Source organism: Streptomyces sp. NPDC014864 (genome assembly GCF_043081525.1).
Taxonomy (GTDB): Bacteria; Actinomycetota; Actinomycetes; order Streptomycetales; family Streptomycetaceae; genus Streptomyces.
Genome location: NZ_JBIBWT010000012.1, coordinates 170868 through 193446, shown reverse-complemented (window position 1 = coordinate 193446; position 22579 = coordinate 170868). Strand labels below are relative to the sequence as shown.

14 protein-coding genes, 1 tRNA gene and 1 pseudogene are annotated in these 22579 nt (G+C 70.5%); 10 read left to right on the top strand and 6 right to left on the bottom strand.

Annotated features, from left to right (window positions below):
• Positions 1-576 precede the first annotated feature (576 nt).
• Complete coding sequence (gene polA, locus ACF1A5_RS22620; RefSeq protein WP_392194655.1) at positions 577-3303, bottom strand: DNA polymerase I; 2727 nt, start codon at positions 3301-3303, stop codon at positions 577-579.
• 527 nt (positions 3304-3830) lie between these two features.
• Between polA and ACF1A5_RS22615 the strand changes: the two genes are divergently transcribed.
• From ACF1A5_RS22615 to ACF1A5_RS22585, 7 genes are all read left to right on the top strand, one after another.
• Positions 3831-6110 carry an FdhF/YdeP family oxidoreductase gene (locus tag ACF1A5_RS22615; protein WP_392194654.1) on the top strand — a complete coding sequence of 760 codons (2280 nt, stop codon included), beginning with the start codon at positions 3831-3833 and terminating at the stop codon, positions 6108-6110.
• 48 nt (positions 6111-6158) lie between these two features.
• Complete coding sequence (locus ACF1A5_RS22610) at positions 6159-6647, top strand: PaaI family thioesterase (RefSeq protein ID WP_392194653.1); 489 nt, start codon at positions 6159-6161, stop codon at positions 6645-6647.
• Positions 6648-7449: 802 nt separating this feature from the next.
• Positions 7450-8673: a branched-chain amino acid ABC transporter substrate-binding protein gene (locus tag ACF1A5_RS22605; protein ID WP_392194711.1), complete on the top strand. Its 1224-nt coding sequence runs from the start codon at positions 7450-7452 to the stop codon at positions 8671-8673.
• Between the two features lie 126 nt (positions 8674-8799).
• Positions 8800-9729: a branched-chain amino acid ABC transporter permease gene (locus ACF1A5_RS22600; protein WP_356195520.1), complete on the top strand. Its 930-nt coding sequence runs from the start codon at positions 8800-8802 to the stop codon at positions 9727-9729.
• A 4-nt stretch (positions 9730-9733) separates the two neighbouring features.
• Positions 9734-11545, top strand: a complete 1812-nt coding sequence (locus ACF1A5_RS22595; protein ID WP_392194652.1) for a branched-chain amino acid ABC transporter permease — start codon at positions 9734-9736, stop codon at positions 11543-11545.
• A 6-nt stretch (positions 11546-11551) separates the two neighbouring features.
• Positions 11552-12544, top strand: a complete 993-nt coding sequence (locus ACF1A5_RS22590) for an ABC transporter ATP-binding protein (protein WP_392194651.1) — start codon at positions 11552-11554, stop codon at positions 12542-12544.
• Positions 12541-13257: an ABC transporter ATP-binding protein gene (locus ACF1A5_RS22585; RefSeq protein WP_392194650.1), complete on the top strand. Its 717-nt coding sequence runs from the start codon at positions 12541-12543 to the stop codon at positions 13255-13257. Before ACF1A5_RS22590 ends, ACF1A5_RS22585 begins: the two co-directional genes overlap by 4 nt.
• A gap of 77 nt (positions 13258-13334) precedes the next feature.
• Here the strand turns inward: ACF1A5_RS22585 and ACF1A5_RS22580 are convergent, their stop codons facing one another.
• A complete protein-coding gene (locus tag ACF1A5_RS22580) occupies positions 13335-14009 on the bottom strand; it encodes an ANTAR domain-containing response regulator (protein WP_392194649.1) in 675 nt (224 codons plus the stop codon).
• Between the two features lie 102 nt (positions 14010-14111).
• Between ACF1A5_RS22580 and ACF1A5_RS22575 the strand changes: the two genes are divergently transcribed.
• A tRNA-Leu gene (locus ACF1A5_RS22575) sits at positions 14112-14184 on the top strand.
• Between the two features lie 121 nt (positions 14185-14305).
• Positions 14306-14665, top strand: a pseudogene (locus tag ACF1A5_RS22570) (transcriptional regulator); the annotation flags it as partial.
• A 14-nt stretch (positions 14666-14679) separates the two neighbouring features.
• Here ACF1A5_RS22570 and pyk read toward each other — a convergent pair.
• Together pyk and ACF1A5_RS22560 are read right to left on the bottom strand one after the other, a co-directional pair.
• Positions 14680-16116, bottom strand: coding sequence for a pyruvate kinase (pyk, locus tag ACF1A5_RS22565; RefSeq protein WP_392194648.1), 1437 nt, complete (start codon positions 16114-16116; stop codon positions 14680-14682).
• Between the two features lie 132 nt (positions 16117-16248).
• On the bottom strand, positions 16249-16971 hold the full coding sequence (locus tag ACF1A5_RS22560) for an SIMPL domain-containing protein (RefSeq protein WP_392194647.1): 723 nt from the start codon (positions 16969-16971) through the stop codon (positions 16249-16251).
• Between the two features lie 157 nt (positions 16972-17128).
• Between ACF1A5_RS22560 and ACF1A5_RS22555 the strand changes: the two genes are divergently transcribed.
• Positions 17129-18940, top strand: coding sequence for a bifunctional metallophosphatase/5'-nucleotidase (locus tag ACF1A5_RS22555; protein WP_392194646.1), 1812 nt, complete (start codon positions 17129-17131; stop codon positions 18938-18940).
• A 119-nt stretch (positions 18941-19059) separates the two neighbouring features.
• Here ACF1A5_RS22555 and ACF1A5_RS22550 read toward each other — a convergent pair whose 3' ends face one another.
• Together ACF1A5_RS22550 and ACF1A5_RS22545 are read right to left on the bottom strand one after the other, a co-directional pair.
• Positions 19060-20487: a lysine N(6)-hydroxylase/L-ornithine N(5)-oxygenase family protein gene (locus ACF1A5_RS22550; RefSeq protein ID WP_392194645.1), complete on the bottom strand. Its 1428-nt coding sequence runs from the start codon at positions 20485-20487 to the stop codon at positions 19060-19062.
• Entirely contained in the window at positions 20484-21848 is a 1365-nt protein-coding gene (locus ACF1A5_RS22545) for a pyridoxal phosphate-dependent decarboxylase family protein (RefSeq protein ID WP_392194644.1), read from the bottom strand. The genes ACF1A5_RS22550 and ACF1A5_RS22545 overlap by 4 nt, the downstream gene beginning before the upstream one ends.
• Between the last annotated feature and the right edge of the window lie 731 nt (positions 21849-22579).

Sequence of the window (22579 nt, the reverse complement as noted above, 5' to 3'; positions counted from 1 at the left end):
CGAAGACGGTCAGACCCCGCCCCGGGGACCGCAGGGGCGATCGGGGCAGCCGGCGCCTTCGGGGCAGCCGGGCGAGGACGAGCGCGAGGTAGCCGCGGGCCACGTCGGCCCACAGCCGCCAGGGGGGTGTGCCGCCGGGGCCGGGCTCGCGGGGGGTGAGCCGGTGCCGGAGGGCGGTCGCGGCGCGGCGCAGGGTCGTCGCGAGGTCGGTGGGAATGCGGGCGGTGCTTGCGTCGGCCGCGAAGGCGGGGACCGGCTCAGGCGCTCCGGCGGGGTCCGCACCGCCGTCTGCCCGCGACACCGCCGACCGGTGGTTGAGCATGCGTATACCCATGCCCGCATCCTGTCGGGCGGGGCCGGCGGGTGCGTTTCTGCGGGGGCCACGTGAGTGACGGGGCCCACGGCGGCGAGGGCATCACCGGGCCCGCTGCCTGCGCGTCACCAGGCCCGCCGCCTGGGCGTCACCGGGAATCCCGACCCAGGCGCAGAGGCTCCGCACAGCACACCGAACCGGGCGGAGGCGCCCCGGGCACCCGGTGCCGCGGGGCCCCCTCCGCCGGGGTCGGGGCGGCACGGCTAGTGCGCCGCGGACTCCCAGTCCGGGCCCACGCCCACGGAGACGTCCAGGGGTGCCCTGAGCCGGACCGCGCCGGACATCTCGCGGCGGACGAGCTCTTCCGCCGCCGCCCGCTCCCCGGGGGCGATCTCCAGCACGATTTCGTCGTGGACCTGGAGCAGTATCCGCGAGGTGAGGCCGGCCTCGCGCAGCGCCCGGTCCACGTTCAGCATGGCGATCTTGACGATGTCCGCCGCCGTGCCCTGGATCGGCGCGTTCAGGGCCATGCGTTCCGCCGCCTCGCGGCGCTGGCGGTTGTCGCTGTTCAGGTCGGGCAGGTAGCGGCGGCGGCCCAGCAGCGTCGCCGTGTAACCGGTCGCCCGCGCCTCGTCGACCACCCGCCGCAGATAGTCCCGGACCCCGCCGAAGCGCTCGAAGTAGGCGTCGATCAGGGCACGGGCCTCGGCCGCCTCGATGTTCAGCTGCTGGGACAGGCCGAAGGCCGACAGCCCGTACGCCAGGCCGTACGACATCGCCTTGATCTTGCGGCGCATCTCCGCGTCCACCGCCGAGTGCTCCACTCCGAACACCTGGGAGGCCGCCGTCGTGTGCAGGTCCTCGCCGGAGGTGAACGCCTCGATGAGGCCCGCATCCTCGGAGAGGTGCGCCATCACGCGCAGTTCGATCTGGCTGTAGTCCGCCGTCATCAGCGACTCGAAACCCTCGCCGACGACGAAGCCGCGGCGGATCGCCCGGCCCTCGTCGGTGCGGACCGGGATGTTCTGCAGGTTCGGGTCCGTGGACGACAGGCGGCCGGTGGCGGCGACGGTCTGGTTGAACGTGGTGTGGATGCGGCCGTCCGCCGCGATCGTCTTGATCAGCCCCTCGACGGTGACGCGCAGCTTCGCCTGCTCGCGGTGGCGGAGCATGATCACCGGCAGCTCGTTGTCCGTCTGGCCGGCGAGCCAGGCCAGGGCGTCGGCGTCGGTGGTGTAGCCCGTCTTCGTCTTCTTCGTCTTCGGCAGGGCCAGCTCGCCGAAGAGGACCTCCTGGAGCTGCTTGGGCGAGCCGAGGTTGAACTCGTGCCCGGCCGCCGCGTGCGCCTCCTTCACGGCCTGCTGGACCGCGCCCGCGAACATCTGCTCCATGGCCTCCAGGTGGGCCCGGTCCGCGGCGATGCCGTGCCGCTCCATGCGGGCGAGCAGGGCGGAGGTGGGCAGCTCCACGTCGCGCAGCAGGTCCGCTGCGCCGACCTCCCGCAGACGGTCCTCGAAGGTCCGGCCCAGGTCGAGGATCGTGCGGGCCTGGATCATCAGCGCCTCGGCCTCGGCGCCTTCGTCCGTGCCGAAGGCCAGCTGTCCGTCGGCCGTGGCGGCGGGCGCCAGCTCCCGGTGCAGGTACTCCAGGGACAGCGCGTCCAGGTCGAAGGAGCGGCGGCCCGGCTTGACCAGGTAGGCGGCGAGCGCGGTGTCCATGGTGACGCCCTCGACGCGCCAGCCGTGCTCGGCGAAGACCCGCATGGCTCCCTTGGCGCTGTGGAACACCTTGGGGCGGCCCGCGTCGGCCAGCCAGGACGCGAGCGCGGTCTCGTCGGCCTCGTCCAGCTGGGACGGGTCGAACCAGGCGGCGGCGCCGCCGGACGCGGCGAGGGCGATCTCGGCGACCGAGCCCGTGCCCAGCGCCCAGGCATCGACGGTGGCGACGCCGAGGGCCTGCGTGCCGTGCTCGGCGAGCCAGGGGGCCACCTCGCCGGTGCCGAGCACCGCGCCGTCCAGCTCCACCCCCTCCGCCGCGATCGGGGTGGCCTCGGCCTCCTCGGCGCCCGGGTCGACGGCGAAGAGCCGCTCGCGCAGCGAGGGGTTGCGGATCTCCAGGGTGTCCAGCACCATCGCGACGGCCTTGCGGTCGTACGGGGCGCGCGAGAGGTCCGTGACCGTCTTCGGCAGCTCGACGTGCCGCTCGAGCTCGGTGAGCCGGCGGTTCAGCTTGACCGCCTCAAGGTGGTCGCGCAGGTTCTGCCCGGCCTTGCCCTTGACCTCCTCGACCCGCTCGACCAGTTCCGCGAAGGAACCGAACTGGTTGATCCACTTCGCGGCGGTCTTCTCGCCGACGCCGGGGATGCCCGGGAGGTTGTCGGAGGGGTCGCCGCGCAGCGCCGCGAAGTCCGGGTACTGGGCCGGGGTCAACCCGTACTTCTCCAGAACCTTCTCCGGGGTGAACCGGGTCAGCTCGGAGACGCCCTTGGTGGGATACAGCACCGTGGTGTGCTCGGAGACCAGCTGGAAGGAGTCGCGGTCGCCGGTGACGATCAGCACCTCGAAGCCCTCGGCCTCGGCCTGTGTGGCGAGGGTGGCGATGACGTCGTCCGCCTCGAACCCCTCGACCGCGAAGCGCGGGGCCTGCATCGCGTCGAGCAGCTCGCCGATCAGCTCGACCTGGCCCTTGAACTCGTCCGGGGCCTTGGAGCGGTTCGCCTTGTACTCGGTGAACTGCTCGGAGCGCCAGGTCTTGCGCGAGACGTCGAACGCCACCGCGAAGTGCGTGGGCGCCTCGTCACGGAGGGTGTTGGCCAGCATCGACGCGAAGCCGTAGATCGCGTTCGTCGGCTGGCCCGTCGCGGTCGTGAAGTTCTCCGCGGGCAGCGCGAAGAACGCGCGGTAGGCCAGCGAGTGCCCATCCATGAGCATCAGCCGGGGGCGGGCGCCGCCGGAGGTCTTGTCGGTCGTCTTCGATGCTGTTTCTGCCACGCCCCCGATCCTGCCACGCCCCACTGACAGCCGACCCCACGCACCGGCTCGGGCGCCCGGCCCGGCTCGGGCGCCCGGTCGGCGCGGCGCGGGCGATCCCGGCGCGGACCCGGACGCCCGCGCCGTGCGCCGGGGACGCGGGCATGGTCATGGCGACGCGGGCATGGTCATGGCGACGCGGGCAGGGCGACGGCGACGCGGGCACAGCGACGGCAACGCGGACTCGGCGTCGACGGACGCCCACGGCGCGGGTGCCGGCGGCGCGGAGACGGGCGCGGGTGCCGGCGGCGCGGACACGGGCGCGGGTGCCGGCGTCGCGGACACGGGCGCGGGTGCCGGCGTCGCGGGGACGGGCACGGGTGCCGGCGTCGCGGACACCGACGACCCGGGGGTCCGATGGCACGGGCAAGGTCCCCACAGCGCAAGCCCCGACGCCGGTGCTCCCCGGCCCGGCCGGGATAGGTGTCAGTACCACGTGGGAGTATGCGGAGACGTACTTCACACGTACCGGCGAAGGAGAGCGCGCGATGGCAACGAGGCCGCCCAAGGCCGATCCGGTTCAGGACGCGCCGCAGGTCGCCGCACCGCAGCACACGGCGGCGGGACTGCCCGCGATCGGGCACACGTTGCGCATCGCGCAGCAGCAGATGGGCGTGAAGCGCACCGCGCTGACCCTGCTGCGGGTCAACCAGAAGGACGGTTTCGACTGCCCGGGCTGCGCGTGGCCGGAGCCGGAGCACCGGCACACGGCGGAGTTCTGCGAGAACGGCGCCAAGGCGGTGGCCGAGGAGGCAACCCTGCGCCGGGTCGCCCCCGAGTTCTTCGCCGCGCACCCCGTCGCCGACCTCGCCACCCGCAGCGGCTACTGGCTGGGCCAGCAGGGGCGGTTGACGCACCCCATGTACCTGCCCGAGGGCGGGGACCGCTACGAACCGGTCACCTGGGAGCGCGCCTTCGACATCGTCGCTGAGGAGATCGCCGCCCTCGGCTCCCCCGACGAGGCCGTCTTCTACACCTCCGGCCGCACCAGCAACGAGGCCGCGTTCCTGTACCAGTTGTTCGCGCGGGAGCTCGGCACGAACAACCTGCCCGACTGCTCGAACATGTGCCACGAGTCCTCCGGCTCGGCCCTGTCCGAGACGATCGGCGTCGGCAAGGGCAGCGTCCTGCTGGAGGACCTCCACCGGGCGGACCTGGTCATCGTCGCCGGGCAGAACCCGGGGACGAACCATCCGCGCATGCTCTCCGCCCTGGAGAAGGCGAAGGCGGGCGGCGCGAGGATCATCAGCGTCAACCCGCTGCCCGAGGCGGGCCTGGAGCGGTTCAAGAACCCGCAGACGCCCAAGGGCCTGACCACCGGCGCCGCGCTCACCGACCTGTTCCTGCAGATCCGCATCGGCGGCGACCAGGCCCTCTTCCGCCTGCTCAACAGGCTGATCCTGGAGACGCGGGGCGCGGTCGACGAGGAGTTCGTCCGCGAACACACCCATGGGTACGAGGAGTTCGCCGAGGCCGCACGCGCCGCCGACTGGGACGCGACGCTCGCCGCGACCGGTCTCACGCGCGCGCAGATCGAGCAGGCCCTGCGGATGGTGCTCGCCTCCGAGCGCACCATCGTGTGCTGGGCGATGGGCCTCACCCAGCACAAGCACTCCGTGCCCACCATCCGCGAGGTGGTCAACTTCCTGCTGCTGCGCGGCAACATCGGCCGCCCGGGCGCGGGCGTGTGCCCGGTGCGCGGCCACTCCAACGTGCAGGGCGACCGCACGATGGGCATCTTCGAGCGCCCCGCCCCGGCCTTCCTGGACGCCCTGGAGCGGGAGTTCGGCTTCGCCCCGCCGCGCGAGCACGGCTACGACGTCGTACGGGCCATCCGCGCGCTGCGCGACGGAGAGGCGAAGGTCTTCTTCGCCATGGGCGGCAACTTCGTCTCCGCCTCGCCCGACACCGAGGTCACCGAGGCGGCCATGCGCCGGGCCCGGCTGACCGTGCACGTGTCGACCAAGCTCAACCGCTCGCACGTCGTCACGGGCGCGCGTGCCCTGATCCTGCCCACGCTCGGCCGCACCGAGCGGGATGTGCAGGGAGGCGGCGAGCAGTTCGTCACCGTCGAGGACTCCATGGGCATGGTGCACGCCTCCCGGGGCCGTCTGGAGCCGGCGAGCGGGTACCTGCTGTCCGAGCCGGCCATCGTGTGCCGGCTGGCGCGCCGGGTGCTCGGCGAGGGCAGCGTGGTGCCGTGGGAGGAGTTCGAGAAGGACTACGCCACGATCCGCGACCGGATCGCCCGGGTGGTCCCCGGCTTCGAGGACTTCAACGCGCGCGTGGCCCGGCCCGGCGGATTCGCCCTGCCGCACGCCCCGCGCGACGAGCGCCGCTTCCCGACCGCCACCGGCAAGGCCAACTTCACCGCTGCGCCGGTCGAGCACCCCGAACTGCCCGAGGGGCGGCTGCTGCTGCAGACGCTGCGCTCGCACGACCAGTACAACACCACGATCTACGGTCTCGACGACCGCTACCGGGGCATCCGGGGCGGCCGCCGGGTGGTGCTCGTCAACCCCGAGGACGCCGACGTACTGGGCGTCGCCGACGGGTCGTACGTGGACCTCGTCAGCGAGTGGAAGGACGGCGTGGAGCGGCGGGCGGCCGGCTTCCGGGTCGTCCACTACCCGACGGCGCGGGGGTGCGCGGCGGCGTACTACCCGGAGACCAATGTGCTGGTGCCGCTGGACGCCACCGCGGACACCAGCAACACCCCGGCCAGCAAGTCCGTGGTGGTGCGTCTGGAACAATCGGCGGCCGACTGAGCGTTTGCTCAGTGACGAGTGGCCGATCATGACGAACGGAGCCTGTCCATGGGCGAGCAGCAGCACGTGAAGTTCCCGCAGGAGGTCGTCGACGAGTACGCCGCGCTCGGCGTCGACCTGCAGGCTCTGTTCTCAGCGGGGCACCTGGGCACGCGGATGGGTGTGCAGATCCTGGAGGCGTCGGCGCAGCGCGTGGTCGGGACGATGCCGGTGGAGGGCAACACCCAGCCGTACGGGCTGCTGCACGGGGGCGCCTCCGCCGTGCTGGCCGAGACCCTGGGATCGGTGGGGTCGATGCTGCACGGCGGCACCTCGAAGATCGCCGTCGGCGTCGACCTGAACTGCACGCACCACCGCGGGGTGCGCTCGGGCCTGGTCACCGGCGTCGCCACCCCCGTGCACCAGGGCCGCTCCACGGCGACGTACGAGGTCGTGATCAGCGACGACGAGGGCCGCCGGGTGTGCACGGCGCGGCTGACCTGCATGCTGCGGGACGTACGGCCGGGCGATGAGGCCCACGTGCGCACCACCGACTGATCCGCACGCACGAAGCACAACCCTCTCCGGGGACGGGGCGGGGGTGGCGGTCCGGGGCACGGCGGCGGCCCGTCACCTCTGCCCCTTCTCCGTTCCTCTTTGCGCCATTTGGACCGATTCGCCCCTGCTTCACCGTCTTTCCATGGGGCTGCGCCAGGAGCGGGACCGGGGCCGTCAGCCCGTCAACTCCCCCACGGCGAACGGCCTTTTCCGCTTCGTGGTCACCTTTGACAACGGCCCGGAAGCCTCCCGGAACGTCACGGGCGCCGGATTCACGCGTCTCACGGACTGGACGCTCCCCCGGCCCGACTTCCCGTCAAAGCGGGGACAACCCGCAAGATCACCGTGGGGGCATCCGTATCCGACCGTTCGGGACTGCCCCCGAATACGGACCTTCCCTTTCTGGACGTAACGCTGCGTAACACGGGCGCAATACGGCCCTCCGGTCTCCCCTCCGACGGCACTCGCCCCGCCGCCCCTCCCCGCCCGCTTCACGCCGCCCGCGACCAGCCATCGGCACCTCCCGGCCCGCGCCCAACCGGAAGTGCGAATTCTCAGAATGTGGACCGAGGGGAAATTCCGCCAAAACGGCCGAGAGCCTCCGCCGGTCCGGCGCATCCCGGGGCACGTCATAACAAGAAAGTCACAAGGAAGCTCGCGGCGCTGCCACTGTCCGCATACCGGGCTTAGAGTCACGGCCAGTCACCGCTCCATCGGGAGTTCGGTACCAGCGCAGCACCTGCCGTCCCCCCACAGGGGCCGACGTTGCCTGCTGAAAGGACTGATTGTGCGACAGCGTTCTCTGGTGATTCTTACCTCCGTTCTCACCACCGGAGCTCTGACTCTCACCGCCTGCGGCTCCCGCGACAACGGCAAGAGCGGCGACAGCGGGTCCGGCACCACGCTGACGATCGGCGTCGACGCGCCCCTGTCCGGTGAGAACTCCACCACCGGCCTCGGCATCCAGTACGGCGTCCAGATCGCGGTTGACGACGCCAACAAGAACAACTGGGTTCCCGGCGTGAAATTCAAGGTCAAGGCCCTGGACGACAAGGCGCAGCCCGCCACCGGCCAGTCCAACGCCACCGCCCTCGTCGGCGACGCCACCACCGTCGGCGCCGTCGGCCCGCTGAACTCGGGCGTCGCCCAGTCGATGCAGCAGGTGTTCAACTCGGCCAACATGGTCGAGATCTCCCCCTCGAACACCAACCCCGAGCTGACCCAGGGCAAGGACTGGCAGACCAGCAAGAAGCGGCCGTACAAGTCGTACTTCCGCACCGCCACCACCGACGCCCTGCAGGGTGGCTTCGCCGCCGACTACGCCTACAACGGCCTCAAGAAGAAGAAGGCCTTCGTCGTCGACGACAAGCAGACCTACGGCGCCGGCCTGGCCAAGATCTTCAACGCGTCCTTCAAGAAGCTCGGCGGCAAGGTGGCGGGCACCGACCACGTCAACACCGGCGACAAGGACTTCGGCTCCCTGGTCACCAAGATCAAGAACTCGGGCGCCGACATCCTCTACTACGGCGGCCAGTACGACGAGTCCGCGCTGATCACCAAGCAGCTCAAGGACGCCGGCGTCAAGATCCCGCTGTTCGGCGGCGACGGCATGTTCGCCTCCACCTACATCGACACCGCCGGCAAGGCCTCCGAGGGCGACCTCGCCACCTCCGTCGGCGTCCCCGCGGACACCCTGCCCGCCGCCAAGCAGTTCATCGAGACCTACAAGTCCAAGGGCTACAAGGGCGACTACGCGGCCTACGGCGCCTACGCCTACGACGCCGCCACCGCCATCATCAAGGCCGTGAAGGCCGCCAAGGACGCCAACGGCGGCAAGCTCCCCAGCGACATCAAGAACGACCTGCGCACCAAGGTCGTCGAGGCCGTCCAGAAGTCCGACTTCGAGGGCATCACCGGCAAGGTCGCCTTCGACGAGTTCGGTGACACCACGAACAAGCAGCTGACGGTCTACCAGGTCGAGAACGGCAAGTGGAAGGCTGTGAAGACCGGCACCTTCAACGGCTGATCGCCAGCCGCCAGCAACACGCAGCACGGGCCGCGCGGAAGGAGGACCCCGACCGCGCGGCCCTTTCCACACCCAGACCCCGCACACGACAGTGCACACGACCACCAGTGACATGGAGGCCACGCGGTGAACACCCTGCCGCAGCAGCTGGCCAACGGGCTGCTCCTAGGCTCGATGTACGGGCTGATCGCCATCGGCTACACGATGGTGTACGGCATCGTCCAGCTCATCAACTTCGCACACGGCGAGATCTTCATGACCGGCGCCTTCGGCGCGCTCACGGTCTACTTCTACATCCTCCCCGACGGCACCACCATGTGGGCGGCGGTGCCCCTGATGCTCGTCGGCGGCGGGATCGTCGCCGTCCTCGTAGCGGTGGGAGCGGAACGATTCGCCTACCGGCCGCTGCGGCAGGCGCCACGACTGGCCCCCCTCATCACGGCCATCGGCCTCTCCCTGGCCCTCCAGGAGGTCGTCCGCAACTTCTACCCCGGCGCCGACAAGGCCCGCTCCTTCCCGAGCCTCGACACCACCCACGACCTCGGCTCGGTCACCATCAAGGACGCGGACATCTTCCTCATCCTCGCCGCCATCGTGTGCATGTCCGCCCTGGCCTGGTTCGTCCGCAAAAGCCGCACCGGCCGCGCCATGCAGGCCACCGCGCAGGACCCCGACACCGCACAGCTCATGGGCATCGACACCAACCGCATCATCGTCATCGCCTTCGCCATCGGCGGATTCTTCGCCGCCGTCGCCGCCGTCTCCTACGGCCTCAAGTACGGCAACATCGACTACCGCATGGGCTTCCTGATGGGCCTCAAGGCCTTCACCGCGGCCGTCCTCGGCGGCATCGGCAACATCTACGGCGCCATGCTCGGCGGCCTCGTCCTCGGCATCGCCGAAACCCTCGCCTCCGCCTACATCGACGAGATCCCCGGCATGCAGCAGCTCGGCGGCCAGAGCTGGGCCAACGTCTGGGCCTTCTGCCTCCTCATCCTCGTACTGCTGTTCAGGCCACAGGGCCTGCTCGGCGAGCGCGTCGCGGACAGGGCGTGATCACATGACCGAGACGACCAAGACCCCCGCCACCCCGCCCGCGGACGCCCCCACGGCGCCCGCCGCACGCGGCCTCCTCCCCCTGCCCGCCGCAGCGGCCCGCGCCCTGCTCCTCGCGGGCGGCATCGCCACCACCGCCTCCACCTTCCTCGCCTGGACTTGGACCGCCGAATTCCCCGGCGACCTCACCGTCAACGGCTACCCCGGCGGCCTGCAGTGGCTCACCTTCACCGCGGGCATCCTCGTCACCCTGTTCACCCTCGCGTCCTACGGCGTCCGCGGCCTCGGCTGGCTCCTGCCCGCCCGCAACAACGCCCCCCTCTTCCTCACCGCCCTCGCCGCGTTCGGCGCCACCTGGTACACGATCATCTCGATCAGCGCCGAACTCGGCGGCCTCGCCAACCTGGAGCCCGGCGGCTGGATCGCCGCCATCGCCTCCGCCGTCCCCCTCCTCGGCGCCCTCGCCCTCCCCGAGCACCACACCGAGAACGCCAAGGAAACCCTCAAGGCCTACATCGCCAAGCCCGACCACATCGCCGCCCCCCAGACCGTGCCGGGCTGGATCCAGCGGCTCACCATCACCGCCGTCACCCTCGCCGGCCTCGGCATCTTCACCTACGGCATCGACACCGAATACGGCGAACTGTTCATCGGCTACCTCATCGTCGTCGTCTTCGCGATGTGGGCCCTGCACACCGCCGGCCTCCTCGACCGGTTCTCCCGCCTCGTCGCCGCCAACCGCAGCTTCACCCTCGCCATGGGCTTCGTCGCGGCCATCCTCTTCCCCTTCACCCAGACCGACGACCACTACGCCAACATCGGCGTCAACATCCTCATCTTCGGCACCGTCGCCCTGGGCCTGAACATCGTCGTCGGCCTCGCCGGCCTCCTCGACCTCGGCTACGTCGCCTTCCTCGGCGTCGGCGCCTACACCGCCGCCCTCGTCTCCGGCTCAGAGTTCTCCAAGTTCTCCGGCGTCCAGTTCCCCTTCTGGGCCGCCGCCCTCACCGGCGCCGCCGCCTCCCTCGTCTTCGGCGTCCTCATCGGCGCCCCCACCCTGCGACTGCGCGGCGACTACCTCGCCATCGTCACCCTCGGCTTCGGAGAGATCTTCCGCATCGCCGTCAACAACATGGACGGCGTCTCCGGCCCCGACATCACCAACGGCCCCAACGGCATCCCGTCCATCCCCGACCTGAACTTCTTCGGATTCAACTTCGGGGAATCGCACGACCTCGGCGGCTTCTCCCTCGGCCGGTTCGCCAACTACTACCTGCTGATGGTCCTCATCATGGCCATCGTCGTCCTCGTCTACACCCGCGCCGCCGACTCCCGCATCGGCCGCTCCTGGATCGCCATCCGCGAGGACGAGACCGCCGCCACCGCCATGGGCATCAACGGCTTCCGCGTCAAACTCATCGCCTTCGCCCTCGGCGCCACCCTCGCCGGCCTCGCCGGCACCGTCAGCGCCCACGTCACCTACAGCGTCGTACCCAACCCCTACCAGTTCGCCGGCGCCGCACCGCCCAACTCCGCGTTCCTCCTCGCCGCCGTCGTCCTCGGCGGCATGGGCACCGTCGCCGGCCCGCTCCTCGGCGCCGCCCTGCTCTACCTCCTCCCCGAGAAGCTCGTCTTCCTCCAGGACAAGTCGCTGCTCGCCTTCGGCATCGCACTCATCCTGCTCATGCGCTTCCGCCCGGAAGGCATCATCGCCAACCGCCGCCGCCAGCTCGAATTCCACGAGACCGGCCAACTCGACGTACCAGAACAAGCGACGCTGACCGACGAACCGGCCGTCACCAAGGCAGGGGCGTAACGAACCATGACGACACCCGTACTCGAAGCCCGCGACGTCACCATGCGCTTCGGCGGCCTCACCGCCGTCCGCTCCGTGGACTTCACCGTCAACAGCGGCGAGATCGTCGGCCTCATCGGCCCCAACGGCGCCGGCAAGACCACCTTCTTCAACTGCCTGACCGGGCTCTACATCCCCACCGAAGGCACCGTCTCCTACCAGGGACAGGTCCTCCCGCCCAAGCCCCACCTCGTCACCAAGGCCGGCATCGCCCGCACCTTCCAGAACATCCGGCTCTTCGCCAACATGACCGTCCTGGAAAACGTCCTCGTCGGCCGCCACACCCGCACCAAGGAAGGCCTCTGGTCCGCCCTGCTGCGCGGCCCCGGCTTCAAGAAGGCCGAAAAGGCCAGCGAGGAACGGGCCATGGAACTCCTCGAGTTCATCGGCCTCGCCCACAAGCGCGACCACCTCGCCCGCAACCTGCCCTACGGCGAACAGCGCAAGCTGGAGATCGCCCGAGCCCTCGCCAGCGAACCGGGCCTGCTGCTCCTCGACGAGCCCACGGCCGGCATGAACCCGCAGGAGACCCGGGCCACGGAAGAGCTCGTCTTCGCCATCCGTGACAAGGGCGTCGCCGTCCTCGTCATCGAGCACGACATGCGGTTCATCTTCAACCTCTGCGACCGCGTCGCCGTCCTCGTCCAGGGCGAGAAGCTCGTCGAAGGCACCTCCGAGGTCGTCCAGGCCGACGAACGCGTCGTCGCCGCCTACCTCGGCGAACCCTTCGAGGGCGACCCCGGGCAGACCGAGACGGAGCAGGCCGCGACGGTGGAAAGTGTCATCGACGCCGCCCCCGCCGACGCCGTCCCGACCGACGCCGACGCCGACGCCGACGCCGACGACCACAGCGCCGCCGAGGAGACCGAGGCCGCAACACCCGAGACCGCGGACTCCGGGACCGCGACGCCCGCCGCGGACACGGAGGGCCCCGCCAGCACCAAGGGAGAAACCCAGTGACCGCACTGCTCGAGGTCGAGGACCTCAGGGTCGCCTACGGCAAGATCGAAGCCGTCAAGGGCATCTCCTTCAGCGTCGAAGCCGGACAGGTCGTCACCCTCATCGGCACCAACGGCGCCGGCAAGACCACGACCCTGCGCACCCTCTCCGGCCTCCTCAAGCCCACCGCCGGCAAGATCATGTTCGACGGCAAGCCCCTCACCGGCGTCGCCGCCCACAAGATCGTCGCCCTCGGACTCGCCCACTCCCCCGAAGGCCGGCACATCTTCCCCCGCCTCACCATCGCCGAGAACCTCCAGCTCGGCGCCTTCCTCCGCAAGGACAAGGCAGGCATCGAGAAGGACGTCCAGCGCGCCTACGACCTCTTCCCCATCCTCGGAGAACGCAGGAAGCAGGCCGCCGGCACCCTCTCCGGCGGTGAACAGCAGATGCTCGCCATGGGCCGGGCCCTCATGTCCCAGCCCAAACTGCTCATGCTCGACGAACCCTCCATGGGCCTCTCCCCGATCATGATGCAGAAGATCATGGCCACCATCGCCGAGCTGAAGTCCCAGGGCACCACCATCCTGCTCGTCGAGCAGAACGCCCAGGCGGCCCTCTCCCTCGCCGACCAGGGCCACGTCATGGAGGTCGGCAGCATCGCCCTCTCCGGCACCGGACAGGACCTGCTGCACGACGAATCGGTCCGCAAGGCCTACCTCGGCGAGGACTGACCCCGCCCAGGGCGAGAACCAGGAGGCCCGCTTCCCCCGGCCGGGGGAAGCGGGCCTCCTCGCACCTAACGGAACGCTCAGTCCTTGTCGGCCTTCGCGCCCTTCGAAGCCTTCTTCTCGTCGCTGTCCTGAATGACCGCCTCCGCGACCTGCTGCATCGACATACGGCGATCCATCGAGGTCTTCTGGATCCAGCGGAACGCCGCCGGCTCCGTCAGCCCGTACTCCGTCTGCAGGATCGACTTCGCCCGGTCCACCAGCTTCCGCGTCTCCAGACGCTGGGAGAGGTCGGCGACCTCCTTCTCCAGCGCCTTCAGCTCCGTGAAACGCGATACCGCCATCTCGATCGCCGGAACGACGTCGCTCTTGCTGAACGGCTTCACCAGATAAGCCATCGCCCCCGCGTCCCGGGCACGCTCCACCAGGTCACGCTGCGAGAACGCGGTCAGCATCAGCACCGGCGCGATGCTCTCCCCGGCGATCTTCTCCGCCGCCGAGATGCCGTCGAGCTTCGGCATCTTCACATCGAGGATCACCAGGTCCGGACGGTGCTCACGGGCCAGCTCCACGGCCTGCTCACCGTCACCGGCCTCCCCGACGACCGAGTAGCCCTCCTCCTCCAGCATCTCTTTGAGGTCCAGCCGGATCAGCGCCTCGTCCTCGGCGATGACGACACGGGTCGTCAGCGGAGGCACGTGCGACTTGTCCTCGTCGGGCACGTCTACGGGCTGGGGCGACTCGGCGGCGGTCACAAAGGCTCCTCGTTCAAGCGCAGGGGTACTGCTGACAAGAGCCTACCCAGCTGCGGTATGGTGGGGACACAGCGGGTATCTGCTGACCTTCGGTTCGAAGGAGCCCCGGTAGCCCAGCGGTAGAGGCCATGGATTCAAAACCCATACAGCGTCGGTTCGAATCCGACCCGGGGTACTTTTCCTTGACTTCCAAGGTCACATTTGAAAGCGGATGTTCACGTTCTCGTGAACATCCGCTTTTTGCTGCGTGCCGCCAGGCTCGCCTGCCGACCAGCTACTCCCGAAACTGACCCGGCCTCTTCCCCCAGCACGGTCCCGGCAAGAAGCACGAGCGCCGCATCGCTCTGGAACCCTGGCAGCAGGAGATCGTCGACACGTACCCGTGGGAATTAATTCGCGGGCTGATTCACTCCGACGGCTGTCGGATCACCAACTGGACGACCCGTCTCGTCGGCGGTGAGCGGAAACGCTACGAATACCCCCGCTACTTCTTCACCAACGTCTCGGGGGACATCCGGCGGCTCTACACGGACACCCTGGACCGGCTCGGCGTCGGGTGGTCGCCGTGCGCGCGCAACGGAACCCCGTACAACATCTCCATCGCCCGCAAAGCCTCCGTAGCCCTCATGGACCTGCACGTGGGCCCCAAGCACTGACCGCCGTCCGTCCCCTACTTCGGGCTGTCGTCCTCGCCGATGTGGTGGACGCGGACCATGTTCGTGGAGCCGGAGACGCCGGGGGGCGAGCCCGCCGTGATCACGACCACGTCGCCCTTCTCGCAGCGGCCGTACTTCAGCAGCAGTTCGTCCACCTGGTCGACCATCGCGTCGGTCGAGTCGACGTGCGGGCCCAGGAACGTCTCCACGCCCCACGACGCGCTGAGCTGGGAGCGGGTGGCCGGCTCGGGGGTGAAGGCCAGGAGCGGGATCGGGGAGCGGTAGCGGGAGAGGCGGCGGGCGGTGTCGCCGGACTGGGTGAAGGCCACGAGGAACCTGGCACCGAGGAAGTCGCCCATCTCGGCCGCGGCGCGGGCGACGGCGCCGCCCTGGGTGCGGGGCTTCCTGCTCTCGGTGAGGGGTGGCAGCCCCTGGGCGAGGATGTCCTCCTCGGCCGCTTCGACGATGCGGGACATGGTGCGGACGGTTTCGACGGCGTATTTGCCGACGCTGGTCTCACCGGACAGCATGACGGCGTCGGTGCCGTCGATGACGGCGTTGGCGACGTCGCTGGCCTCGGCGCGGGTGGGGCGCGAGTTGTCGATCATGGAGTCGAGCATCTGGGTCGCCACGATCACCGGTTTGGCGTTGCGCCTTGCGAGCTTGATGGCGCGTTTCTGGACGATCGGGACCTGTTCGAGGGGCATTTCGACGCCGAGGTCGCCACGGGCGACCATGATGCCGTCGAAGGCGGCGACGATGTCGTCGATCGCGTCGACCGCCTGGGGTTTCTCGACCTTGGCGATGACGGGGAGGCGGCGGCCCTCCTCGTCCATGATGCGGTGGACGTCCCTGATGTCGCGGCCGGTGCGGACGAACGACAGGGCGATGACGTCGAAGCCGGTGCGCAGCGCCCAGCGCAGGTCGTCCTCGTCCTTCTTGGACAGGGCGGGGACGGAGACGGCGACGCCGGGCAGGTTGAGGCCCTTGTGGTCGGAGATGACGCCGCCTTCGACGACGGTGGTGCGGACGCGGGGTCCGTCGACGGCGGTGACTTGGAGGGTGACTTTGCCGTCGTCGATGAGGATGCGTTCGCCGGGGGTGACGTCGGCGGCGAGGCCGGCGTAGGTGGTGCCGCAGGTGTGGCGGTCGCCTTCGGCGCCGTCTTCGACGGTGATGGTGAAGGTGTCGCCGCGTTCAAGGAGTACGGGGCCTTCGCGGAAGCGGCCGAGGCGGATCTTCGGGCCCTGAAGGTCGGCGAGGAGGCCGACGCTGCGGCCGGTCTCGTCGGCGGCTTTGCGGACGCGTTGGTAGCGCTCCTCGTGTTCGGCGTGGCTGCCGTGGCTGAGGTTGAATCGGGCGACGTCCATTCCGGCGTCGACCAGGGCTTTGATCTGGTCGTACGTGTCGGTGGCGGGCCCCAGGGTGCAGACGATTTTTGCTCGGCGCATGGGTTGAGCCTAGGCCTTACCGGTCGGTAGAGAATTGGTGTGGCGTGACTGCTCAACAACCTTTGGATGAAGGGTGGTTGACAAGTATTGAAGTGTGCGGGGGTTCGCTCCGATGAGCATGTCGGTGGTCTGTCAGGGCAGCCGGGGCGGTGTCATGGTGAAGCGGACGTTGACGCTCGCGTGGACGTGCTGTTTCTGGGGTTCGAGGTCGAGGGGTGGGGCGGTCGTGTCCTCGGTGGCGCCGGCGTAGGCGGCCATGGAGCGCATGCGGGTGGCGGCCCGCGGGAGGGGTTCGGGGTTCTCCGCGCCGATGTCGGCGAGTTCCACGAGGGCGGCGAGGGTGGCGCCGAGGGCTTCGGCGTAGTCGCGGGCGCGCTGGAGGGCTTCGCGTACGGCTTGCCGGCGGGCGTCGCGGTGGACGGGTGAGTCGGGGCGCAGGGCCCACCAGGGGCCGTCCACTCGGGTGAGTTCCAAGTCGGCCAGGCGGGTGGTGAGTTCGCCGAGGGCGGTGAAGTCGGTGAGTTCGGCGGTGAGGTGGACGAGGCCGTGGTGGGTGCGGACGCGTTCGCCGCGGCCGCGTTGGGCGAGTTCGGCGGTGAGGGTGAGGTGGCCGGTTTCGATGTGTTCGACGGCCGGTCCGTAGCTCTTGAGGAGGTCGAGGACCTGGGTGTTGCGCCGGGTGAGGTCGTCGAGGGTGGAACGGCGGTCCTTGCCGCGGGCGCTGACGGTGATGCCGATGCGGGCGAGGTCGGGGGCGGCTTCGAGGTGGGCGTCGCCGCGGACGGCGATGCGGGGGGCGTCGGGGGTGCCGTAGGGGACGGGGGGTGTGGGTTCCTCCGGTGTGGGTGAGGTCATACGTCCCACTCTGTCACCGGTGACCGGTTTTCCGCTCCTGCCGGTCATCAGATCGAAACCTCCTGGACCTGTTGCGGCTAGTCATGCACGGGTCAGAATCTACGCGCGTCGTTGACCCTTTCGGACGCCCTTGACCCTTCTACGAGGAGAACCGGACATGCCGTTGGACCGTCGGAAGTTTCTGAAGAAGTCCGCCGTGACGGGGGCTGGGGTCGCGCTGGCCGGTACGGCGGCTCCGGCGGCGCGGGCTGCCGAGACCGCTCGGGCGCAGGAGCCGGGGAGGCCCGCGAAGCGGTACTCCCTGACCGTCATGGGCACCACCGACCTGCACGGGCACGTCTTCAACTGGGACTACTTCAAGGACGCGGAGTACGTCGACAAGGCGGGCAACGCGCAGGGCCTGTCCCGGATCTCGACGCTGGTGAACCAGGTCCGTGAGGAGAAGGGCCGCTGCAACACGCTGCTGCTGGACGCGGGTGACACGATCCAGGGCACTCCGCTGACGTACTACTACGCGAGAGTGGACCCGATCACGGCCGAGGGTGGTCCGGTGCACCCGATGGCGCAGGCGATGAACGCGATCGGGTACGACGCGGTGGCGCTCGGCAATCACGAGTTCAACTACGGCATCGAGACGCTGCGGAAGTTCGAGTCGCAGTGCGACTTCCCGCTGCTCGGTGCGAACGCGCTGGACGCGAAGACGCAGCTGCCGGCTTTCCCGCCGTACTTCATGAAGACGTTCCGGGTGCCGGGCGCGCGGCCGGTGAAGGTGGCCGTGCTGGGCCTGACGAACCCGGGTATCGCCATTTGGGACAAGGCCTATGTGCAGGGGAAGCTGACGTTCCCGGGACTGGAGGAGCAGGCGGCGAAGTGGGTGCCGAAGCTGCGGTCGATGGGCGCGGACGTGGTGATCGTGTCGGCGCACTCGGGTGCGTCGGGCACGTCGTCGTGGGGTGACCAGCTGCCGTACGTGGAGAACTCGGCGGCGAACGTGGCGCGGCAGGTGCCCGGGATCGACGCGATTCTGGTGGGTCACGCGCATGTGGAGATCCCGGAGCTGAAGGTCGTCAACGAGCAGACGGGGAAGACGGTCGTGCTGTCGGAGCCGCTGTGCTACGCGGAGCGGCTGACGCTGTTCGACATCGAGCTGGTGTTCGCCAAGGGCCGGTGGGAGGTCGAGTCGGTCTCGGCCTCGCTGCGCAACTCCAACTCGGTCGCGGACGACCCGAGGATCACCAAGCTGCTGAGCGACGAGCACGAGGCGGTGGTGAAGTACGTCAACCAGGTCGTCGGCAGGGCGACCGAGACGCTGACCACGGTCGAGGCCCGCTACAAGGACGCCCCGATCATCGACCTGATCACCAAGGTGCAGGAGGACGTGGTGAAGGCCGCGCTGGCCGGCACCGAGTACGCGGCGCTGCCGGTGATCGCGCAGGCCTCGCCGTTCTCCCGGACGTCGGAGATCCCGGCGGGCGACGTGACGATCCGGGACCTGTCGAGCCTGTACGTGTACGACAACACGCTGGTCGCGAAGCTGATGACGGGCGCGCAGGTGCGGGCGTACCTGGAGTACTCGGCGGAGTACTTCGTGCAGACGGCGGCCGGTGCGCCGGTCGACGTGGACAAGATGACGAACGCGAACGGCCGTCCGGACTACAACTACGACTATGTGTCGGGTTTCCGGTACGACATCGACGTCGCGCAGCCGGCGGGTTCGCGGATCAAGAACCTGACGTACGCCGGTGCGGCTCTGGACGACGCGCAGCAGTTCGTGCTGGCGGTGAACAACTACCGGGCCAACGGCGGTGGCGCCTTCCCGTATGTCGCCTCGGCGAAGGAGCTGTGGTCGGAGTCGACGGAGATCCGCACGCGGATCGCGGAGTGGGTGACCGCGAAGGGTGTGCTGGACCCGAAGGACTTCGCGTCGGTGGACTGGAGGCTCACGCGCGACGGCACTCCGGTGTTCTAGTGCGGTCGCCGTCGTGGTGACGGTGGGTGTGCGTGCGGGTGGCGGCGTCGGCGCGGGGAGTGCGTCGGCGCCGTCGCCGTGTCCGGGCGGCGTTGAAACGTTCGGCTTCGCCGGGTGTCTCAGCGCTGGTCGACGAGGGGGGTGAGGGTGACGCGGCGCCCGGGGGGCGGTACCTGCGGCTGGGGGGTGAGGCCGAAGGTGGTGAAGGCGGTGCGGTCGGGCAGCGGGTAGGGCTCGGAGCCGGTGACGGTGTTGAGGATGGTCGCGCTGCGCCAGGCGGCGAGGCCGAGGTCGGGGGTGCCGACGCCGTGGGTGTGGAGTTCGGCGTTCTGTACGTAGACGTGGCAGCCGGTGGCGGTGACGGAGGGGTCGAGGACGAGGCGGAACTGTTCGTCGACGCGGGGCCGTTCGTGACCGTCGCGGCGCAGGTAGGGGTCGAGGCCGGCGAGGAGGCCGGTGAGGGGGCGTTCGCGGTAGCCGGTGGCGAGGACGACGGCGTCGGTGGTGAGGCGGGAGCGGGTGCCCTGTTCGACGTGTTCGAGGTGGAGTTCGACCTTGGTGGCGGCGACGCGGCCGGCGGTGCGGACGCGGACGCCGGGGGTGAGGACGGCGTCGGGCCAGCCGCTGTGCAGGGAGCGGCGGTAGAGCTCGTCGTGGATGGCGGCCAGGGTGCCGACGTCGATGCCTTTGTGGAGCTGCCACTGGGAGGTGATGAGCTGGTCGCGGACGGGTTCGGCGAGGGCGTGGAAGTAGCGGGTGTAGTCGGGGGTGAAGTGTTCCAGGCCGAGCTTGGAGTACTCCATGGGGGCGAAGGCGGCGGTGCGGCCGATCCAGTGGAGTTTCTCGCGGCCGGGTGGGCGGCGGCGGAGCAGGTCGAGGAAGATCTCGGCGCCGGACTGTCCTGATCCGACGACGGTGATGTGGCCGGCGGTCAGCAGGGCGTCGCGGTGGTGGAGGTAGTCGGCGGCGTGCAGGACGGGTACGCCGGGGGCTTCGGTGAGGGGGCGGAGCGGTTCGGGCACGTGGGGTTCGGTGCCGATGCCGAGGACGACGTTGCGGGTGTGGGTGCGGCCGAGTGCCTCGGCTTCGCCGTCGGCGGCGAGGCGGGTGAAGTCGATTTCGAACAGGGCGCGTTCGGGGTTCCAGCGGACGGCGTCGATCTGGTGGCCGAAGTGGAGTGCGGGGAGGTTCTGGGAGACCCAGCGGCAGTAGGCGTCGTATTCGGCGCGCTGGATGTGGAAGCGCTCGGCGAAGTAGAAGGGGAAGAGCCGGTCGCGGGCCTTGAGGTAGTTGAGGAAGGACCAGGCGCTGGCGGGGTCGGCGAGGGTGACGAGGTCGGCGAGGAAGGGGACCTGGATGCGGGCGCCCTCGATGAGCAGTCCGGGGTGCCATTCGAAGGCGGGGCGCTGTTCGTAGAAGGCGGTGTCGAGTCCGGGGAGTGGGTGGGCGAGGGCGGCGAGGGAGAGGTTGAACGGTCCGATGCCGATGCCGACCAGGTCGCGGGGGGCGGCGGGGGTGTGGCCCGGGGGAAAGGGGGTCGGTCTCATCGGGGGGTGCTTCCTTCCACCAGTTTGAGGAGGGCGGCGAGGTCGTCGGGCCGGGTGTCGGGGTTGAGGAGGGTGGCCTTGAGCCAGAGGCGGTCGGCGAGGTGGGCGCGGCCGAGGACGGCGCGGCCGTCGGTGAGGAGTCTGCGGCGTACGGCGGCCACGGCGTCGTCGGATGCGCCGGTGGGCCGGAAGAGGACCGTGCTGATGGTGGGCCGGGCGTGGAGTTCGAAGCCGGGGTGGTCGCGGACGAGGTCGGCGAACTCGCGGGCGCGGGCGCAGACCTGGTCGACGAGGGCGCCGAGTCCGGACCGGCCGAGGGTCTTGAGGGTGACGGCGATCTTGAGGATGTCGGGGCGGCGGGTGGTGCGCAGGGAGCGGCCGAGGAGGTCGGGCAGGCCTGCCGCGGTGTCGTCCTCGGCGTTGAGGTAGTCGGCGTGCTGGTTGAGGACGGTCAGGTCGCGGGGGTGGCGGACGGCGAGGAGGCCCGCGGGGACGGGTTGCCAGCCGAGTTTGTGCAGGTCGAGGGTGACGGTGTGGGCGGCTTCGAGGCCGGTGAGCTTGTCGCGGTGCCGTCCGCTGAAGAGGAGGCCGCCGCCGTGGGCGGCGTCGACGTGGAGGCGGGCGCCGTGGGCGGCGCACAGTCCGGCGATCTCGGGCAGCGGGTCGATGAGGCCGGCGTCGGTGGTGCCGGCGGTGGCGGCGACGAGGAGGGAGCCGCGCGGGCCGGGGAGGTCGCTGAGGGCGCTGTGCAGGGCGACGAGGTCGATGGTGCCGGTGGGGGCGGGGACGGTCACGGGTTCGGGCAGGCCGAGCAGCCAGGCGGCGCGGGGCAGGGAGTGGTGGGCGTTGGTGCCGCAGACGAGCCGGACGCCGTCGTGGGCCTCGCGGGCGAGGAGCAGGGCGAGCTGGTTGGACTCGGTGCCGCCGGTGGTGACGACGGAGTCGGCCAGGCCGGTCTCGTGGGCGAGTTCGCGGGTGAGGAGGGCTTCGAGCGCGGAGGCGGCGGGGGCCTGGTCCCAGGAGTCGAGGGAGGGGTTGAGGGCGCTGACGGCGAGGTCGGCGGCGGTGGCCACGGCGAGCGGCGGGCAGTGCAGGTGGGCCGCGCACAGGGGGTCGGCGGGGTCGGCGGCGCCCTCGGCGAGGGCGTGCACGAGGGTGCGCAGGGCTTCGGGGTCGCCGTGGTCGGGCAGAATCTCGCCGACGGCTTCCCGGAGTCGGGCGGCGACCGCCACCGGGCCGCCCGTGGGCAGCGGTCCCCCGCGTGCGCGCCTGCCGCTGTCCAGGGCGTCGAGCACGGTGTCGAGCAACGGCCGCAGGGCACCGGGGCCTTCGGGTCCCGAGGCGAGGGGCGGAGCGCTCATGGACTGTCCTCCGTGGCGCGGGGGCAGGGGACTTCCAGCTTGTACGCATACGGGTCCGACGCGCCCGGAAAGTCCGGCGATCGGAACCCGAAAGGGGGAACTGCCGTGCGGGGAAAGCGTGTCGGGCCCGGCGGCGGGGTCGTCACCTTCGGTCGGAGGGGCCGGTGGACGATCGAGGTTCCGGGTGGCCGGGTCGTGGTCCGGGATCCCGGGCCGCGGGATGAGGAGGCTCTGCCAGCCCTTTCCGGGCGTGCGGGGGCTGGTCCGTGGCGGCGACGGGGCTGCCGTCTCGGGGCCGGGGGGTGGGACGTGCGGTGCCTCGGTCGCTGCCGGCACGCGCGGAGGGTGACCCGGGTGACGGCGAGCGTCCCGCCCGGCCGGCGCCGGGCGAACGCTTCCTGCGGCGCCCGGGTCACACCCTGGCGGAGCCGCCCATCCCGGTCACCGGAACCAGCACTCGGCAACGGCAACCGCATGGGACCGCGCGGAAAAGCGTTGCGGCGGGGCGGATTTGCGCCGGGGCGCCGCCGCGAGGGGCTGGACCGGGCGCGGGAGGGCGGGCTGAGCCGGGAGCGGGCACAACGGGCTGAGGCGCCGCGGGGACGACGGTCCGAACCGGGGCTCGGCACGTGGGCTGAACCGAGCACCGGCACGACGGCCCGATCCGGGAGCGGGCACGGCGGCCCAAACCGGGCGCGGGCGCGGCAGGATGGGTCGGGCGCGGGCACGGG

Bases quoted from the DNA above. Each gene is read 5' to 3' on its own strand.
- ACF1A5_RS22550 (WP_392194645.1), bottom strand. From the start codon at position 20,487: ATGAGACCGACCCCCTTTCCCCCGGGCCACACCCCCGCCGCCCCCCGC.
- ACF1A5_RS22555 (WP_392194646.1), top strand. From the start codon at position 17,129: ATGCCGTTGGACCGTCGGAAGTTTCTGAAGAAGTCCGCCGTGACGGGG.
- ACF1A5_RS22595 (WP_392194652.1), top strand. From the start codon at position 9,734: ATGACCGAGACGACCAAGACCCCCGCCACCCCGCCCGCGGACGCCCCC.
- ACF1A5_RS22545 (WP_392194644.1), bottom strand. From the start codon at position 21,848: ATGAGCGCTCCGCCCCTCGCCTCGGGACCCGAAGGCCCCGGTGCCCTG.
- ACF1A5_RS22610 (WP_392194653.1), top strand. From the start codon at position 6,159: ATGGGCGAGCAGCAGCACGTGAAGTTCCCGCAGGAGGTCGTCGACGAG.
- ACF1A5_RS22615 (WP_392194654.1), top strand. From the start codon at position 3,831: ATGGCAACGAGGCCGCCCAAGGCCGATCCGGTTCAGGACGCGCCGCAG.
- ACF1A5_RS22560 (WP_392194647.1), bottom strand. From the start codon at position 16,971: ATGACCTCACCCACACCGGAGGAACCCACACCCCCCGTCCCCTACGGC.
- ACF1A5_RS22590 (WP_392194651.1), top strand. From the start codon at position 11,552: ATGACGACACCCGTACTCGAAGCCCGCGACGTCACCATGCGCTTCGGC.
- pyk (WP_392194648.1), bottom strand. From the start codon at position 16,116: ATGCGCCGAGCAAAAATCGTCTGCACCCTGGGGCCCGCCACCGACACG.